The following is a 15691-nucleotide window of genomic DNA, read 5'->3' on the forward strand; positions in this document are numbered from 1 at the left end:
CGTGCGCAACGCCCTGAAGTTCACCAGCATCCTCGCCACCGCCGGCATCGCCCTCTCGCTGGCCGCGTGCGGCAGCTCCGGGTCCTCCTCCTCGGACCCGAACGCGCCGCTCAAGGTCATCGCCAGCCCCACCCCGCACGGGCAGATCCTCAAGTTCGTCAAGGACAACCTCGCGGCCAAGGCGGGCCTCAAGCTCGACATCAAGGAGGTCACCGACTACGTGACCCCCAACACGGCGGTGCAGGACGGTTCGGCCGACGCCAACTACTTCCAGCACGTCCCGTACCTGGAGGACTTCAACAAGAAGCACGGCACCGACATCGTCTCGGTCGAGCCCGTGCACCTGGAGCCGCTCGGCGTCTACTCCAAGAAGGTCAAGTCGATCGCCGACCTGCCGGACGGCGCCACCGTCGGCCTGCCCAACGACGCCACCAACGAGGGCCGCGCGCTCAAGCTGCTCGCCGACAACAAGCTCATCACGCTGAAGGACGGCGTCACCACCGCCGCCACCCCGGCCGACGTGACGGGCAACCCGAAGAACCTCAAGTGGAAGGAGCTGGAGGCCGCCCAGCTGCCCCGCTCCATCGCCGACCTCGACGCCGGCGTCATCAACGGCAACTACGCGCTCGACTCCGGCCTGAAGCCCGCCACCGACGCGCTGGTGCTGGAGAAGGCCGAGGGCAACCCGTACGCCAACATCCTCGCCGTGAAGAAGGGCAAGGAGAACGACCCGCGCGTGAAGAAGCTGGCCGAGCTGCTGCACTCCGACGAGGTCAAGAAGTACATCGACGACACCTTCCAGGGCTCGGTCATCCCGGCCTTCTGAGCCGCGGTCCGATCCACGCCCTGACCCCGACCGGGCCCCCGCCGCACCTCGGCGGGGGCCCGGTCGGGCAGGATGCACCCGGGGCGCCCTGGTCGGCGGCGTTCTGACGTACCGTCGTGCGGGCGGCGCACCGCGTGACACCCGGGGCACGGCGGGGGCGTACGGTGTTGTGTTCACGACCCGGCGAGGAGAGACGGCATGGCAGCGAGCTTCCCCGAGACCGCCATCAGCACCGAACGGCTTCTGCTGCGGCCCCTTGCGGAGGACGACGCGCCCGGCCTGGCCACGATGATGGCGGACGAACTCGTCCTGGCCTGGACCGATCTGCCGCACCCCTTCACCGAGGCGTACGCGACCGAACTCGCCCGCACCCTCGCCCCCGCCCACCGGGCCGCCGGCCGCGGCATCGTCTTCGCCGTCACCGAGCACCTCACCCAGCGCCTGGTCGGCCTGGTCGAACTGCGCAACACCGACTGGCGCCTGCGCAGCACCGAGATCTCCTACGTCACCGCCTCCTGGGCCCGCGGCGAGGGCTACGCGCCCGAGGCCGTCCTCGGCGTCAGCCAGTGGCTGTTCGAGGACCGCGACTTCCTGCGCCTGGAGCTGCGCACCGCCGCCGGGAACACCGCCGCCCAGCAGGTCGCCCAGAAGATCGGCGGCATCAGCGAGGGCGTGCTGCGCAGCGCCTGGATAGTCCGGGGTGAGTCCAGTGAGGCCGTCGTGGAGAGCCGCAGCGACCTCATCCTGTGGAGCCTGCTCCCGGAGGACCTGGACGCGCCCGAGCCCGAGCCGCAGCGGACCGGCTGGCACGGCGACCACCGCTACGTGCTGCGCGACTGAGCCGCCCCGCTCGCGCGTGCCGCGCGTGCCGCGCGTGCCGCCTGAGCTGCCTGAGCCGTTCGTGCCGCTGATCCGCCACCGGCTCGTCACGGACATGTGTACGAGATGTCGGCGCCGAGGGGATCACACCCGGTAGCCTCTGCTCCGGCGCCGCACACCGGCGCGGTTTGTCGGCGCACCGAGTCGCACACCGGGTGACACCACAGGGACACCCCGGGTCGCAGGCCGGTCCGCGCACCGAGTCGAGGGAGAACGGCCGCAGATGGCTGACCGGATCACGGTCATCGGGTGGGACGGCACGCCGCTGACCGAGGCCGCCGGCGCGGCCCTCGCCGCAGCGACCCTGGTGGCCGGCGCCCCCTACCAACTGAACGCCCTCCCGGTGCCGGACGCCGCCGAGCGGATCACCCTCGGCAACGTCCGGCAGGCCGCCCGGCGGATCGCCGAGCACCGCGGCGCCGCCGTCGTGGTCGCCGAGGGCGACCCGGGCTTCTTCGGCGTCGTGCGCGCGCTGCGCCGCCCCGAGTACGGCCTCGAACTGGAGGTCCTGCCCGCGGTCTCCTCGGTCGCCGCCGCTTTCGCCCGGGCCGGCATGCCCTGGGAGGACGCCCAGGTGGTCAGCGCCCACGGCGGACGGCTGCGCCGCGCGGCCAACATCTGCCGGGCCCACCCCAAGGTCGCGGTGCTGACCGCGCCCGGCGCCGGTCCGAGCGAACTGGCCCTCATGCTGCGCGGGGTGCACCGGACCTTCGTGGTCTGCGAGGCCCTCGGCACCCCGGACGAGGACGTCACCGTCCTCACCTCCGACCGGATCGCCGACCACGTGTGGCGCGACCCCAACGTGGTGCTGGTGATCGGCGGCCACGGCGGTCCCCAGGCCGGCGGGGTCGACACGGCGGCCGGCTGGCTGGCCGGGCGCCCGGTCGGCTTCCCCGGCGCGGACCGCGGCTGGGCGCTCCCCGGTGACGCCTACGCGGGCGCCGGGCGCGCGGGGGACGAGCCCGGCGCATCGGAGGTACTCCCCGCGCACGTGCGCGCCCTGGTGCTGGCCCGTCTGGGTGCTCGTCCGGGGGACCTGGTCTGGTCGGTCGGTGCGGGCAGCGGCGCCCTCGCGGTGGAGGCGGCCCGCTTCGGCGCCGCCGTGGTCGCGGTCGAGGCGTCCCGCTCGGCCTGCGCCCGGCTGGCGGTGAACGCGCGCCGGTACGGCGTCGAGGTGGAGACCGTGCACGGGCAGGGCCCCGAGGTGCTGGGCGGCCTGCCCGAGCCGGACGTGGCGGTGGTGGAGTCCGTCGGCCTCGACGTGGTGCGCGCGGTGCTGGCCCGCCGTCCGGAGCGGTTCGTCGCGGTGCCCCGGACCCTCGCCGAGGGGGAGCAGATCCACCGGGCGATCGCCGAGGCCGGCTACCGGGCGGACGGTGCGCTGCTGCAGTCCACTCCGCTGTCGGTCGCCGGTGGCGCCGGTGGCGGGCTGGCTCTGGGGGCGGGCGGTACCGGCGTGCTGCTGCTCTGGGGTGAGCAGATCGCGTGAAGGACTGGGGTGCGTCCTGTGGATTCGGTCCGATCCGCCGGGCGCGTTCCGCTCCCGCGCTGTGCTGCTGAGGGGTCGTGGTGGGGCCGGGCGGTGATCCAGGTCGCATCCGGACACCGATTCGAGAGGTGACCGTGCTGGGCCGGTAGTGTGGCGTCCTGGGAGGCTGCGGCGGTCGGCGACCCACCCGATTCAGTCGGTTTGTCGCCTTTTTGACGTGGTGCAACCCGGTTTTGCTCGGAGTGTGGGCAATTCGACGGGCCGCGTGCCGGACCTGGAGAATGCCGTAGGGTCCGGTGCGGTCGTGCCGGTTGCTCCGGGTTGTCGTTGTTTCAGATGGTGCGCCGCCCGGTGTGGGCGGCGCGCAGGCCGGGGTGCCGCAGTGCGCCGGAAGGACTTGGGCCGCAGCGCCTCGGCGCGGCGGCCGCGTGTGGTTGAGGGACGGGCCGGTGCAGGCCCGGCCCGTGCGGATGGGCGCTGCGGTCGGTGATCGTGTCGCCAAGGGCGCGGCAGCGGCCTGGAAGGAGCGTTTGACAATGACCGATGGCGGCCACGTCCCGGGCGAGGGAATGCCGGAGCACCTGAACGCCGGGCCGGACCAGCTCGGCGGACCGGAGGGCGTCGCGGGCGTTGCACCCCTGCAGGGCGTCGCGACGGACGGCGGCATGATCCCGAACCCGACGGCGCCGGGCCACGGCCTGGCCGGTGGTGCGGTGCCCCACGGCGCGGGAGTCATCCCGCCGCAGGGCCAGCCGCTCGGCGCGTCCGGCTTCGCCGTACCGGCCCCCGGCCTGTCGGCTCCCGGTGCACCGGCTCCCGGCGCGCCCGGTGAGGGCTGGGGCGTCGACCCGGGCGCCCCGCGTCCGGCCTTCCACTTCCTCGACCAGGACGACGAGGACGACGTCCTGCTGATGCCCGGTCCGCAGGGCTCCTGGGGCGAGCCGCTGGCGCCCCTCCCGACCGAGCAGACGCCGCTCGCCCCGCAGCAGGACGGCACGCCGGTCGAGCCTTCGTGGCCGCCGCTGGAGCCGCCGGTGCTCGGCGCCGAGCAGGCGCAGCAGGCGTTCCACGCCGCCCCGGCGCACCCGCAGGCCACGGAGGCGATGACGGCTTCTCAGCCGCCGCGCCGCCCGCTGCACGCCGGTCCGCCGATCCCGGACCCGTCGCTGATGACCGGCCAGGTCCCGGTGCGCTCGCTCGCCGACCGCGGCCCGTCGCAGGGCGGCACTCCCGCGCACGGCATCCCGGTGGTCGGCCGGCCGCCGATGGCCGAGGCCGTCGCCCCGGCGCCGGCCGCCGCGCCGCAGGCCGTTCCGGCAGCGCCCGCGCCCTCGGCGGCGCCGGCGGTTCCCGTGACGGAGGCCCAGGAGTTCCAGCAGGTGCCGCTGGCCTCGCACCCGGTCGAGGCCCAGCTGGCCGTCGAGACGGTCGGGGCGATCGAGGTGATCGAGGTCGTCGAGCTGCCGGAGGCCGTCGTCGCCGAGGCCGCGGCGGACGCGGCGCAGGCCGCCGTGGCCGAGCCGGTCCCGGCGGAGTCCGGCACGCCGGCCGTCGACCCGGTCGGCACGCCGGTCGCCGGGGCCGTGGTGACGGCGCCCGCCGAGGCACCGGTCGAGGCCGCTGCTGAGGCGCCGGTCGAGCCCGTCGCCGAGGTTGCCGTCGAGGCCGCCGCGCAGGCCGCGCCCGCGGAACAGACCGAGGCCCCCGCCCCGGCCGGCCCGCCGCGGCGCATCTCCGCGTTCCTCGCCGCCCCCACCCCGCACGGTCTGCCTCCGGTCGCGGCGGCCGCGCAGGCCCCGGTGGCCGAGGAGGCCGCCCCGCAGCAGCCCGCTCCCATAGCGGCCGAGGAGCCGGCCCAGGCCGCCCCGCCCGTCGAGGCCGTGGTCGCGGTCGCGGTCGAGACCGGTGAGCCCGCCGAGGCCGTGGCGCCCGCGCCGGAGGCGGTCGTCGAGCCCGTCGTCGAAACGGTCGTCGAGGCGGTCGCCGAGACCGCCGCCGGCACGGGCGAGATGCCCTCCGGACAGGCCGTCGTCGAGCCCGTCGAGGCTGCCGCCGAGGTCGCTGCCGAGCCCGTTGTCGAGCCCACCGAGGAGGCCGCGCCGGTCGTGGACCAGGCCGTCGAGGCCCCGGTCGAGCCCGTCGTCGAGCCTGAGACCGAGGCCGCCGCAGCGGAGACCGTGCCGCAGCAGGTCGCGGACGCCACCCCGGTCACCGAGGCTGCCGAGCCCGTTGCCGCACCCGCCGAGCCGGTCGCCGAGACCGCCGCCGAGCCGGTCGCAGAAGCTGCCCCGGCCACCCCGGAGGACCAGGCTCAGCCCGTCACCGAGCCGGCCGTAGAGTCCGCCGAGCAGGCTCCCGCCGCCGAGTCGGCCGCCGTCGAGCCCGTGGCTGCCGAGGCCGTCGCCGAGGAGGCCGCCGCACCGGAGGCCCCTGCCGACCAGGCCGCTGACGCGTCCGTGGCAGCCGAGGCCCCCGCCGCCGAGCAGCAGCCGGCCGAGCAGGCCGCCGAGCCTCAGCCGGAGGCATCGACGGAGGCGCCGACGGAGGACCTGGCGGAGCAGCCCGCCGAGGAAGCGCAGGCCGAGGAGCCGCAGGCCGAAGAGCCGGCCGAGCCCCGAGGCCCGGCCGCGCCCGGCTTCGACCAGGCCGAACGCGAGGCCGTCCACCAGGTGATCCGCGAGCGCCGCGACATCCGCAACGGCTTCCGCCCGGACCCGATCCCGCACGAGGTGCTGATCCGCGTCCTGGAGGCCGCCCACACCGCCCCCAGCGTCGGCTACTCCCAGCCCTGGGACTTCGTGGTGATCCGCTCGGCCAAGACCCGCCGGCGGATGCACGCCCTGGCCGAGCGCCAGCGCGAGGTGTACGCGGACTCGCTGCCCAAGGGCCGGGCCAAGCAGTTCAAGGAAATCAAGACCGAGGCCATCCTCGAAACGCCGGTCAACATCGTGGTGACCGCCGACCGCACCCGTGGCGGCCGGCACACGCTGGGCCGCCACACCCAGCCCCAGATGGCCCCGTACTCGGCCGCCCTGGCGGTCGAGAACCTCTGGCTGGCCGCCCGCGCCGAGGGCCTGGGCGTCGGCTGGGTGAGCTTCTTCGACGACGAGGAGCTGGTTCGCGAGCTCGGCCTGCCCGAGCACCTGGAGGTCGTCGCCTACCTGTGCGTCGGCTTCGTCGACTCCTTCCCGGACGAGCCCGAGCTGGAGCAGCAGGGCTGGGCCAAGAAGCGCCCGCTGTCCTGGGTGGTCCACGAGGAGCAGTACGGCAACCGCGCGCTGCCCGGCGAGGAGCCGCAGAGCCTGCTCGCCGAGACCCTGCGCGGCATCCGCCCGCTGGACGCCAAGGCGCTCGGCGAGGCCTGGGACCGGCAGAAGCGGATGACGAAGCCGGCCGGCTCGCTCGGCATGCTGGAGATCATCTCCGCCCAGTTGTGCGGCCTGTCCCGCAAGTGCCCGCCGCCGATCCCGGAGCCCGCCTGCGTGGCGATCTTCGCGGGTGACCACGGCGTGCACGCGCAGGGCGTCAGCCCGTGGCCGCAGGAGGTGACCGCCCAGATGGTCGGCAACTTCCTGGCCGGGGGAGCGGTGATCAACTCCTTCGCCAAGCAGATCGGCACCGAGGTCTGCGTGGTCGACGTCGGCGTCGCCGCCGAACTGCCGGAGGCCATCCAGCAGGGCCGCACCACCGGCCTGCTGCCGCGCAAGGTCAAGCCCGGCACCGCCGACATGACCCAGGGTCCGGCGATGACCCGCGAGGAGGCCCTCAAGGCCATCGAGGTCGGCATCGAGACCGCCCGCGACCTCGTCGCGGCCGGCAACAAGGCACTGGTCACCGGCGACATGGGGATCGCCAACACCACCGCCTCGGCCGCCCTGATCTCGGTGTTCACCGGCCTCGACCCGGCCGAGGTCACCGGCCGCGGCACCGGCATCGACGACGAGACGCACGCCCGCAAGATCGAGGTCATCCGGGCCGCGCTGGCCCTGCACCGGCCCGACCCGGCCGACCCGATCGGCGTCCTCGCCGCCGTCGGCGGCCTGGAGCACGCGGCCCTGGCCGGCTTCCTGCTGGGCGCGGCCTCGTTGCGCACCCCGGTGGTCCTGGACGGCGTCATCGCGGGTTCGGCCGCGCTGGCGGCCAAGGCGATCGCCCCCGAGGTGCTGGCGGCCTGCATCGCCGGCCACCGCTCCGCCGAGCCCGGCCACCAGGCCGCGCTGGCGAAGCTGGGCCTGCGTCCGCTGATCGACCTGGACCTGCGGCTCGGCGAGGGCACCGGTGCCCTGCTGGCCCTGCCGCTGGTGCAGAGCGCGGCCCGGGCGATGCACGATGTAGCCACCTTCGACTCCGCCGGGGTCACCGAGAAGGGCTGACGTTCTCCGTCACCACTCCGCGGACCGGCCCGAGGGCGCGCCGGTCCGCGGAGCGGCGTCACGCCGCACCTGCACCCCGGACCCTCACCCCCGATCAGGAGCACCGCCGATGACCGCGCCCACCCCGCACCCCAGCACCGAAGGCCGTACCCCGTACCCGGTCGGCCTGCTGCTCGCAGGCCGTCGCGTGGTCGTGGTCGGCGGCGGCCAGGTCGCGCAGCGCCGGCTCCCCGCGCTGATCGCCACCGGTGCGGAGCTGCACCTGATATCGCCGGCCACCACCCCGGCCGTGCAGGCGATGGCCGACGCGGGCGAGCTCACCTGGCACGCCCGCCCCTACCGGGACGGCGACCTGGCCGGCGCCTGGTACGCCCTGGTCGCCACCGACGACCCGGCGGTCAACGGTGCCGTCAGCGCCGAGGCCGAGCGCGAGCGGGTGTTCTGCGCCCGCAGCGACGACGCCTCCGCCGCCACCGCCTGGACCCCGGCCAGCGGCCGCGACGCGGGTGCCACCGTCGCGGTCCTCACCGGTGACCCGCGCCACTCCGCCGCTCTGCGCGACGCCATCGTGGACGGCCTGCGGGACGGCTCGCTGGCCGTCCGCCAGTTCCGCGCGCACGGCGTCGGCGGCGCCTCGGGGCAGCCGGGCCGGGGGAGCGTCGCCCTGGTCGGCGGCGGCCCGGGCGACCCGGACCTGATCACCGTGCGCGGCCGCCGCCTGCTGGCCGACGCCGACGTGGTGGTCGCCGACCGTCTCGCCCCGCGCGAGCTGCTCGCCGAACTGCCCGAGCACGTCGAGGTGATCGACGCGTCCAAGATCCCCTACGGCCGGTTCATGGCCCAGGAGGCGATCAACCGGACGCTGATCGAGCACGCCAAGGCCGGCAAGTTCGTGGTCCGGCTCAAGGGCGGCGACCCGTACGTCTTCGGGCGCGGCGGCGAGGAGCTGCTCGCCTGCGCCGAGGCCGGACTGCCGGTCACCGTCGTCCCGGGCATCTCCAGCTCGATCAGCGTCCCGGCGGCGGTCGGCGTCCCGGTCACCCACCGGGGCATGACGCACGAGTTCACCGTGATCTCCGGTCACGTCGGCCCGGACGACGAGCGCTCGCTCACCAACTGGGAGGCCGCCGCGAAGATGCGCGGCACCCTGGTGCTGCTGATGGCCGTGGACAAGATCGGCGCGATCGCCGCGAAGCTCGTCGAGCACGGCCGCCCGGGCGACACCCCGGTCGCGATCGTCCAGGAGGGCACCACCGCCGCCCAGCGCCGGGTGGACGCCACCCTGGCCACCGTCGCCGCGACCGTCGAGGCCGAGCGGATCAAGCCGCCGGCCGTGATCGTGGTCGGCGACGTCGTCAACGTCCTGGCGGCCGCCTTCCCGCGCTGAGCGCCCGGAGTGGGAAGTCGGGCCCGTCGACTTCCCACTCCGATTCCCATCCGACTTCCCCCGTCGGCCGGCCGCTCCGGGCGGCTACTCCAGCGGCTGCTCCGTCCAGATCACCTTCCCCGTCGCCGTGTAGCGCGTCCCCCAGCGGTCCGCGAACTGCGCGACCAGGAACAGCCCGCGCCCGCCCTCGTCGGTGGTCGCCGCGTACCGCAGGTGCGGCGAGGTGCTGCTGCCGTCCGACACCTCGCAGATCAGCGCCCGGTCCCGCAGCAGCCGCACCCGGATCGGCCCGGTGCCGTAACGGATGGCGTTGGTCACCAGCTCGCTCAGGATCAGCTCGGTGACGAACGCCGCCTCGTCCAGCCCCCAGGCCGCCAGCCGCTCCGCCACCTCGGCCCGGACGGCGCCCACCGCCGCCGGTTCGGGCGGCACCTCCCACTCCGCGACCTGGTCCGGCGCCAGCACCCTGGTCCGCGCCACCAGTAGCGCGATGTCGTCCAGCGGACGCTCCGGCAGCATCGCCCCGAGCACGTCCGCACAGGTCTGCTCCGGCGTGCGCGGCGGCCCGGTCAGTGCGGCCCGCAGCAGTTCCAGCCCCTCACCGATGTCGCGCTCGCGGTCCTCCACCAGCCCGTCGGTGTACAGCACCAGACGGCTGCCCTCCGCGAGGTCCAGCTCGACGTTCTCGAACGGCAGCACCGCCAGCCCCAGCGGCGGCCCGGTCGCCAGCTCCGGGAACACCACCCGCCCGTCCGGGCCCACCACGGCGGGCGGCGGATGCCCGGCGCTGGCCAGCGTGCACCGCCGTGCCACCGGGTCGTAGATCGCGTACAAGCAGGTCGCCCCGGTCAGGGCCGCGCTCTCGCCGCTCCCGGCCTCGTCCTGGTCGATCCGGTTCACCAGGTCGTCCAGGTGCCCCAGCAGCTCGTCCGGCGGCAGGTCCAGCGTCGAGAAGTTGTGGATCGCCGTCCGCAGCCGGCCCATCGTCGCCGCCGCGTGCAGGCCGTGCCCCACCACGTCCCCGACGACCAGGGCCACCCGCGCGCCCGGCAGCGGGATCACGTCGAACCAGTCGCCGCCCACCCCGGCCTGGGCCGGCAGGTAGCGGTGCGCGACGTCCAGCGCGCTCTGCGGCGGCAGGTTGCGCGGCAGCAGGCTGTGCTGGAGCGTCACCGCCATCGCGTGCTCCCGGGTGTAGCGGCGCGCGTTGTCGATGCACACCGCCGCGTGCGCCACCAGTTCCTCGGCCAGCGTCAGGTCGTCCGCCTCGAACGGCTCCGAGCGGTCCGCCCGCCAGAACCGGGCCACTCCCAGCAGCACCCCGCGCGCCCGCAGCGGCACCCGCACCATCGAGTGCACCCCGTACGCCAGCACCCGGGCCGACCGCTCCGGATCCTGCTCCCGCCACCCCGGGGCCTGGGCCAGCCGGGGCTCCAGCCCCGACTCCCCGCTGTGCAGCGCCCCGGCCAGCGGGGTGGCCGGCACCACGTCCAGCACCGTGTCCACCGGGTAGAACGGAGCGTCGTCCCGGATCCCGGCGAGCGCCACGCGGCGCATCCGCCCCAGCGAGGTGCCCGGCGGCGGCTCCTCGCCCGTCAGCACCTGGTCCGCCAGGTCCACCGTGACGAAGTCCGCGAACCGGGGCACCGCGACCTGCGCCAGCTCCTCCGCCGTCCGCGTCACGTCCAGCGAGCTGCCCACCGTCACCCCTGCGTCGTACAGCAGCCGCAGCCGCCGCTGCGCGCCCTCGGCCCGGCCGGACAGCGCCAGCAGTTCGGTGGAGTCACGCAGCGTGGCGACGCAGCCCGGCGGGCCGCCCACCTGGTCGGTCAGCCGGACGTTCACCGCCAGCAGCCGTTCCCCGGCCAGCACCACCTCGTCGGTCACCGGAGTGTTGGCGGTCAGCAGTTCCTCGGGCGCGGGCTCCAGGCCCAGCTCGGTCACCGGCCGGCCCTCGGCGTCCGGCGGCAGGTCCAGCAGCCGCCGCGCCTCGTCGTTGCAGAGCAGCAGCCGGCCGTCCGCGCCGACGATCATGACGCCCTCGCGCACGGCGTGCAGCACGGCCGCGTGGTGCTCGTACATCCGGGTCATCTCGGCCGGGCCCAGCCCGTGGGTCTGGCGCCGCAGCCGCCGGCTGATCAGCGCCGTGCCGAGGGTGGCCAGCCCGACCGCGCCCGCGGCGGCGCCCAGCACCACCGGCAGCTGCCGCTCGCTCGCGCTGCTGACGCTCCGCACCGTGACGCCCGCCGAGACCAGCCCGGCCACCGAGCCGTCCGGCGCGTACACCGGGACCACCGCCTGGACCAGTGGGCCGAGCGAGTCGGTGACGCGCTCGGTCACCACCTGCCCGTGCACCGCGGGCAGGTAGGTGCCGACGAACTTCTGGCCGATCAGGGCCGGGTCGGGGTGGGTGTAGCGGATGCCGTCGTCGCTCAGCACGACGATGAAGCCGACGCCCGACGACATCCGCGCCGCCTCCGCCTTGGGCTGCAGGACCGCGGACGGGTCGGGGGAGCGCAGCGCGTCGACGATGCCCGGCGAGTTGGCGAAGGTCTGCGCGACCGCCACCGACCGGTTGCGGGCCTCGTGGTCGGCGTCGGTGCGCGACTGCACCACCAGCGCCACCGCGGCCGCCGCCACCAGCAGCAGGACGACGAGGACCTGCAGCGCGAACACCTGCCCGGCCACCGACCGGTTTCGCACGGGCCACGGCCGCTTGGCGCGTGGCAGCTGTAGCCGACCGTTTGGGCGCCCACCGGAGGAGCCGGCGGAACCAGTAGCACCAGAGGCCGACGGAGCCCAGGATCGGCCCGGAAAACGGGCCATACGGCCATGTTTGCACCATGGCTGGCACAGGGCCAAGGCCAGCCCGCCCTGCGGCTTGGGCCGTTTGGCCTTCCCCGCCCCGCCTTGGCAAGATCGCAGGGTGTCCGAACCCAGCGCCATCACCGACCCCGCCGACCCCCGCCTCGGCGACTACACCGGCCTCACCGACGTCGAACTGCGCCGCCGGCGCGAACCCGCCGAAGGCCTGTTCATCGCCGAGGGGGAGAAGGTCATCCGCCGCGCCCTCGCCGCCGGCTACCGGATGCGGTCGATGCTGCTGACCTCCAAGTGGCTGGAGGTGATGGCCGACGTCATCGCCGAGGCGGACGCCCCCGTCCACGTCGTCGAGCCGGGGCTCGCCGAAGCCGTCACCGGCTACCACGTCCACCGCGGCGCGCTCGCCTCGATGGAACGCAAGCCGCTGCCGCAGGCCGTGGACCTGCTCGCCGGGGCCCGCCGGGTCGCCGTCCTGGAAGGCCTGGTCGACCACACCAACCTCGGCGCGATCTTCCGCAGCGCCGCGGCCCTCGGCATGGACGCCGTCCTGCTCTCGCCCGACTGCGCGGACCCGCTCTACCGGCGCGCCGTGAAGGTCTCCATGGGCGCCGTCTTCGCGGTGCCCTACGCCCGGCTCGACCCCTGGCCGGCCGCCCTGGAGACCGTCCGCACCGCCGGATTCACCCTCCTGGCCCTCACCCCCGCCGACGCCGCCGTCGACCTCGCCGGCCTCGCCCCGCACCGCCTCCCCAAGGCGGCCCTCATGCTCGGGGCCGAAGGCGACGGCCTCACCGGCCCCGCCCTCGCCGCCGCCGACCACGCCGTCCGCATCCCGATGGCCCACAGCATCGACTCCCTCAACGTCGGCGCCGCCGCCGCCGTCTCCTTCTACGCCGTCACCGCCCCCACCGCCTGACGGGGACGTCGGCCCGCCCGACCTCCCCTCTCGCGCCGGAGGAGCCCACCCGCCCCCGCCTCCCCGGGGGCGGGAGCCCTCATCACACAGGAAGCGGGAAGCGGGAAGCCGGCCTGGCCGACTTCCCGCGTCGCGGCCTTCCCGCGCTCAGCCCGCCGCGGCGGTGGGCGGAGCCGGAGCGGCGGCCGGGGGCTGGGTGGCGGGGCCGGAGGCGCCGGGCCAGGACTCGTCCAGGGTGCCGTCGGCACGGACGGTGTAGCGGGTCGAGGTGGTCGCGCCGGTCGCGGCGACCCGCTCCTCGCGGACGACCGTCCCGCCGTCGAGCCGCCAGGTGGCCGTCGCCTGCGGGTCGGCCGCCGAGGTGCGGGAGGTGGCGGCGACCGGGGTGTCCCCGGTGAAGGAGAAGAGCTGGACGAGGTCGACCGGCACCGAGCCCTCGGCCCGCCGCAGGACGACGACCGCTGCCGGGGCGCCCTTGTACCGGGCGGGCAGCACGGAGCTGAGCACGACCTGCGGGCCGGCCCCGACCGACCGGCCGTCCCGGAGCGCGATGCCGGGCCCGCCGGCCCCGTCGGGGTAGCTGCGGTTGGGCCAGTCCACCACCGGCCCCGGTCCGTACGGGGGCGCCAACGGGCTGTCGCCCGCGCCGCCGTGTGCGGCCGCAGCCGCGGCGGACGGGGTGGCCGGAGGCTGGGCGGCGGGGGGCTGGGCCGCGGCGGCCCCGTCCGCCGAGGTCCCCGTCACGGCCTGCGCGCCGCCCGCGGCGGGCGCACTGGCGGTGTACCCGCCGGAGGGCCGCAGGCCCTGCTTGCTGCGGTTCTCGCACCCCTGGGCGGCCGCGATGGCCAGCGCGACGCCGAGCGTCACGGTGACGAAGACCACGAGCCGCTGCCGCAGCAGCCGCTGCCGCGCGTTGCCGGGCCGCCCGCCGGGGGCGGGGGTGTGCTGGCGGTCCCGGGGGTGCCCGCGGTCGCGGGTGCCGGGCCGGCCGGGGGGCGGGGTGTGCGGTCGCTCCCGCAGTGGGCGGGTCACCGGTGTGGCCTCGGGCCGGGGGAGCGGGGCGGTGGCCGCCTGCGAGCGCCGGGCCGCGGCCGCCGCGGCGGCCCGGGACCGGGCCGGGGCGGCGGGTTCGGGGGAGCGTCCGGGCGCGGGCACACCGTGCCGGGCGCCGTCGGGGGCGGGCTGGGCCGCCGGGCCCGCCGGGGCGGGTGCCGCCGCCCGCCCGTGGCCGGGCCGCGCGGCCCGGGTGGCGGTTCCGGCTGCCGCCCCGCGCGCCGCGAGTTCGCTGAGGCGCTCGTGCAGCGCGGCCGCGCCGGGCCGTTCGGCGGGTTCCTTGGCGAGACAGGCGCGGATGAGCGGTGCCAGCGGCGTGGGTACGGCGGACAGGTCGGGTTCCTCGTGGACGACCCGGTAGAGCATGACTTCGGAGGACGCCCCGGATCCGAACGGGGTGTCACCGGTGAGCGCGTAGGCGAGGGTGGCCCCGAACGCGAACACGTCGGTGGCTGGGGTGACGGCGGCGCCGCGGACCTGTTCGGGTGCGAGGAAGCCGGGGGAGCCGACGGCGGTGCCGACGTGGGTGAGGGTGCTGGCGCCGCGCGACCAGGCGATGCCGAAGTCGATGATGCGCGGGCCCCGCGGCGAGAGCAGGATGTTGGAGGGCTTGAGGTCGCGGTGGACGACCCCGGCCTCGTGCACCTTGACCAGCCCGTCGGCGAGTGCGGCGCCGATCCGGGCGGCCTCGGGCCAGCTCAGCGGCCCTTCGTCGCCGACCTGCTTGTAGAGGGAGGGCCCGGGCACGTACGCGGTGGCGAGCCAGGGGCGGTCGGCCTCGATGTCGGAGCCGACGACGCGGGCGGTGCAGCCGCCCCGGATGCGGGAGGCGGCGGCGATCTCGCGGGCGAAGCGGGTGCGGAACTCCTGGTCCTCGGCGAGTTCGGCGCGGATCAGCTTGAGGGCGACGCGCTGTCCGCGGCGGTCGGAGCCGAGGTAGACCACGCCCATGCCGCCGGCGCCCAGTCGCCGGTGCAGGCGGTACGGCCCGACGATGCGGGGGTCCTCACGCCTCAGCCGCATCATCGCCATGTTTCGTTCCCCGTCAGCCTGTGGGTGAGGCCCCGTCGGTTGGGGCATCGTCAGTTCCTGTCTGGCACAGCTTACGGACTGCCCCCTGCGGTGTGCTGATACGCAACACCTCAAGCAGCCGTGTGATTGTCGGATCGTGCGCTGACCCGCAGGTCATAGGGGTGCCGAAGCGTTTCTCGGGGTTGCCCCTCAGGGTTCCCCCGGGGGTGCGGCCGAGGCTCCCTCCCCCTGCGGTAGTACGCCTGAAGTCTGAGCGTCATCCTCCGGGATGCCCGAGGAACAGTACGACGGCATGACGCCCGGACGGCCCCCTGAGCAATAGCGTTGTGTTCAGCGGTGGACGGGGAGCTCGTCCCCCGAGGTAAGCCGTTCACCGCGCCAACTCGACCGGACCACAGGAGTAAGGGCATGGCACCGCAGCTCACGGGAGACCCCCGCCGTCGGTCGGCCGTCGTCCAGTCCCGGTCGGCCGAGCAGCCCACCAGGCACCCGGCCGTGGCGCTGGCCATAGCCCTGCCGTGCGCGGTGCTGCTGGTGCTGCTCTTCGGCGGTTGGGATCAGATGGCGAACCAGGCCCAGGCCGTCGCCGATCTGATCGGCCGCTGAGATCACGCCGGCCCCGACGGGGTCGGCCACAGAACGGGCACTGATCCCCTGGGGACGGGGAGCAGTGCCGCCGGGGAGGCCGCGCGGCCGCGATGACACGCGGACGGGCGTGAGTGGCGCGCAGAGCGCCCCGGCAGGCGGAGACGCCGCGTACGGACGTCGGTGAGGGCGACCGTACGCGGCTCTTCTCTTTTCCCGCAGCCGTCTTTCCCGCGGCCGTCGTCCGTCCCGAAGCCGTCGTCAACGCCAAACGGCCGGGGCCGCGATCCTGGCGGATCGCGGCCCCGGCCGTTACTGTGCGCGATAC

General features: G+C 75.5%; 8 protein-coding genes and 1 pseudogene. 7 read left to right on the forward strand and 2 right to left on the reverse strand.

Features of this window, described 5'->3' with window-relative positions; translation table 11 throughout:
* Position 1: 1 nt before the first annotated feature.
* The 5 genes from AB0O19_RS06550 to cobA all read left to right on the forward strand — a co-directional run bounded on the left by AB0O19_RS06550 (position 2) and on the right by cobA (position 8954).
* Positions 2-826: a MetQ/NlpA family ABC transporter substrate-binding protein gene (locus AB0O19_RS06550; protein ID WP_363618204.1), complete on the forward strand. Its 825-nt coding sequence runs from the start codon at positions 2-4 to the stop codon at positions 824-826.
* Between the two features lie 198 nt (positions 827-1024).
* The gene (locus AB0O19_RS06555) at positions 1025-1666 is read left to right on the forward strand and encodes a GNAT family N-acetyltransferase (protein WP_363583782.1); all 642 of its coding nucleotides are present in this window, start codon (positions 1025-1027) and stop codon (positions 1664-1666) included.
* 262 nt (positions 1667-1928) lie between these two features.
* On the forward strand, positions 1929-3194 hold the full coding sequence (cbiE, locus tag AB0O19_RS06560; RefSeq protein ID WP_363618206.1) for a precorrin-6y C5,15-methyltransferase (decarboxylating) subunit CbiE: 1266 nt from the start codon (positions 1929-1931) through the stop codon (positions 3192-3194).
* Positions 3195-3730: 536 nt separating this feature from the next.
* Positions 3731-7567 carry a nicotinate-nucleotide--dimethylbenzimidazole phosphoribosyltransferase gene (gene cobT / locus AB0O19_RS06565; protein ID WP_363618208.1) on the forward strand — a complete coding sequence of 1279 codons (3837 nt, stop codon included), beginning with the start codon at positions 3731-3733 and terminating at the stop codon, positions 7565-7567.
* Between the two features lie 109 nt (positions 7568-7676).
* Positions 7677-8954 carry a uroporphyrinogen-III C-methyltransferase gene (gene cobA, locus AB0O19_RS06570; RefSeq protein ID WP_363618210.1) on the forward strand — a complete coding sequence of 426 codons (1278 nt, stop codon included), beginning with the start codon at positions 7677-7679 and terminating at the stop codon, positions 8952-8954.
* Between the two features lie 84 nt (positions 8955-9038).
* Here cobA and AB0O19_RS06575 read toward each other — a convergent pair whose 3' ends face one another.
* Positions 9039-11780, reverse strand: coding sequence for a SpoIIE family protein phosphatase (locus AB0O19_RS06575; RefSeq protein WP_363618212.1), 2742 nt, complete (start codon positions 11778-11780; stop codon positions 9039-9041).
* A gap of 100 nt (positions 11781-11880) precedes the next feature.
* Here AB0O19_RS06575 and AB0O19_RS06580 point away from each other — a divergent pair, with 100 nt between their 5' ends.
* Complete coding sequence (locus AB0O19_RS06580) at positions 11881-12693, forward strand: RNA methyltransferase (protein ID WP_363618214.1); 813 nt, start codon at positions 11881-11883, stop codon at positions 12691-12693.
* 807 nt (positions 12694-13500) lie between these two features.
* On the opposite strand, the pseudogene AB0O19_RS06585 reads toward AB0O19_RS06580, so the two are convergent.
* Positions 13501-14778 (reverse strand): annotated as a pseudogene (locus tag AB0O19_RS06585) (serine/threonine-protein kinase); the annotation flags it as partial.
* 408 nt (positions 14779-15186) lie between these two features.
* Between AB0O19_RS06585 and AB0O19_RS06590 the strand changes: the two are divergent.
* A complete protein-coding gene (locus AB0O19_RS06590) occupies positions 15187-15384 on the forward strand; it encodes a hypothetical protein (RefSeq protein WP_363618216.1) in 198 nt (65 codons plus the stop codon).
* Positions 15385-15691: the final 307 nt, after the last annotated feature.

It is taken from the genome of Kitasatospora sp. NPDC091276, from assembly GCF_040684355.1.
Taxonomy (GTDB): Bacteria; Actinomycetota; Actinomycetes; order Streptomycetales; family Streptomycetaceae; genus Kitasatospora.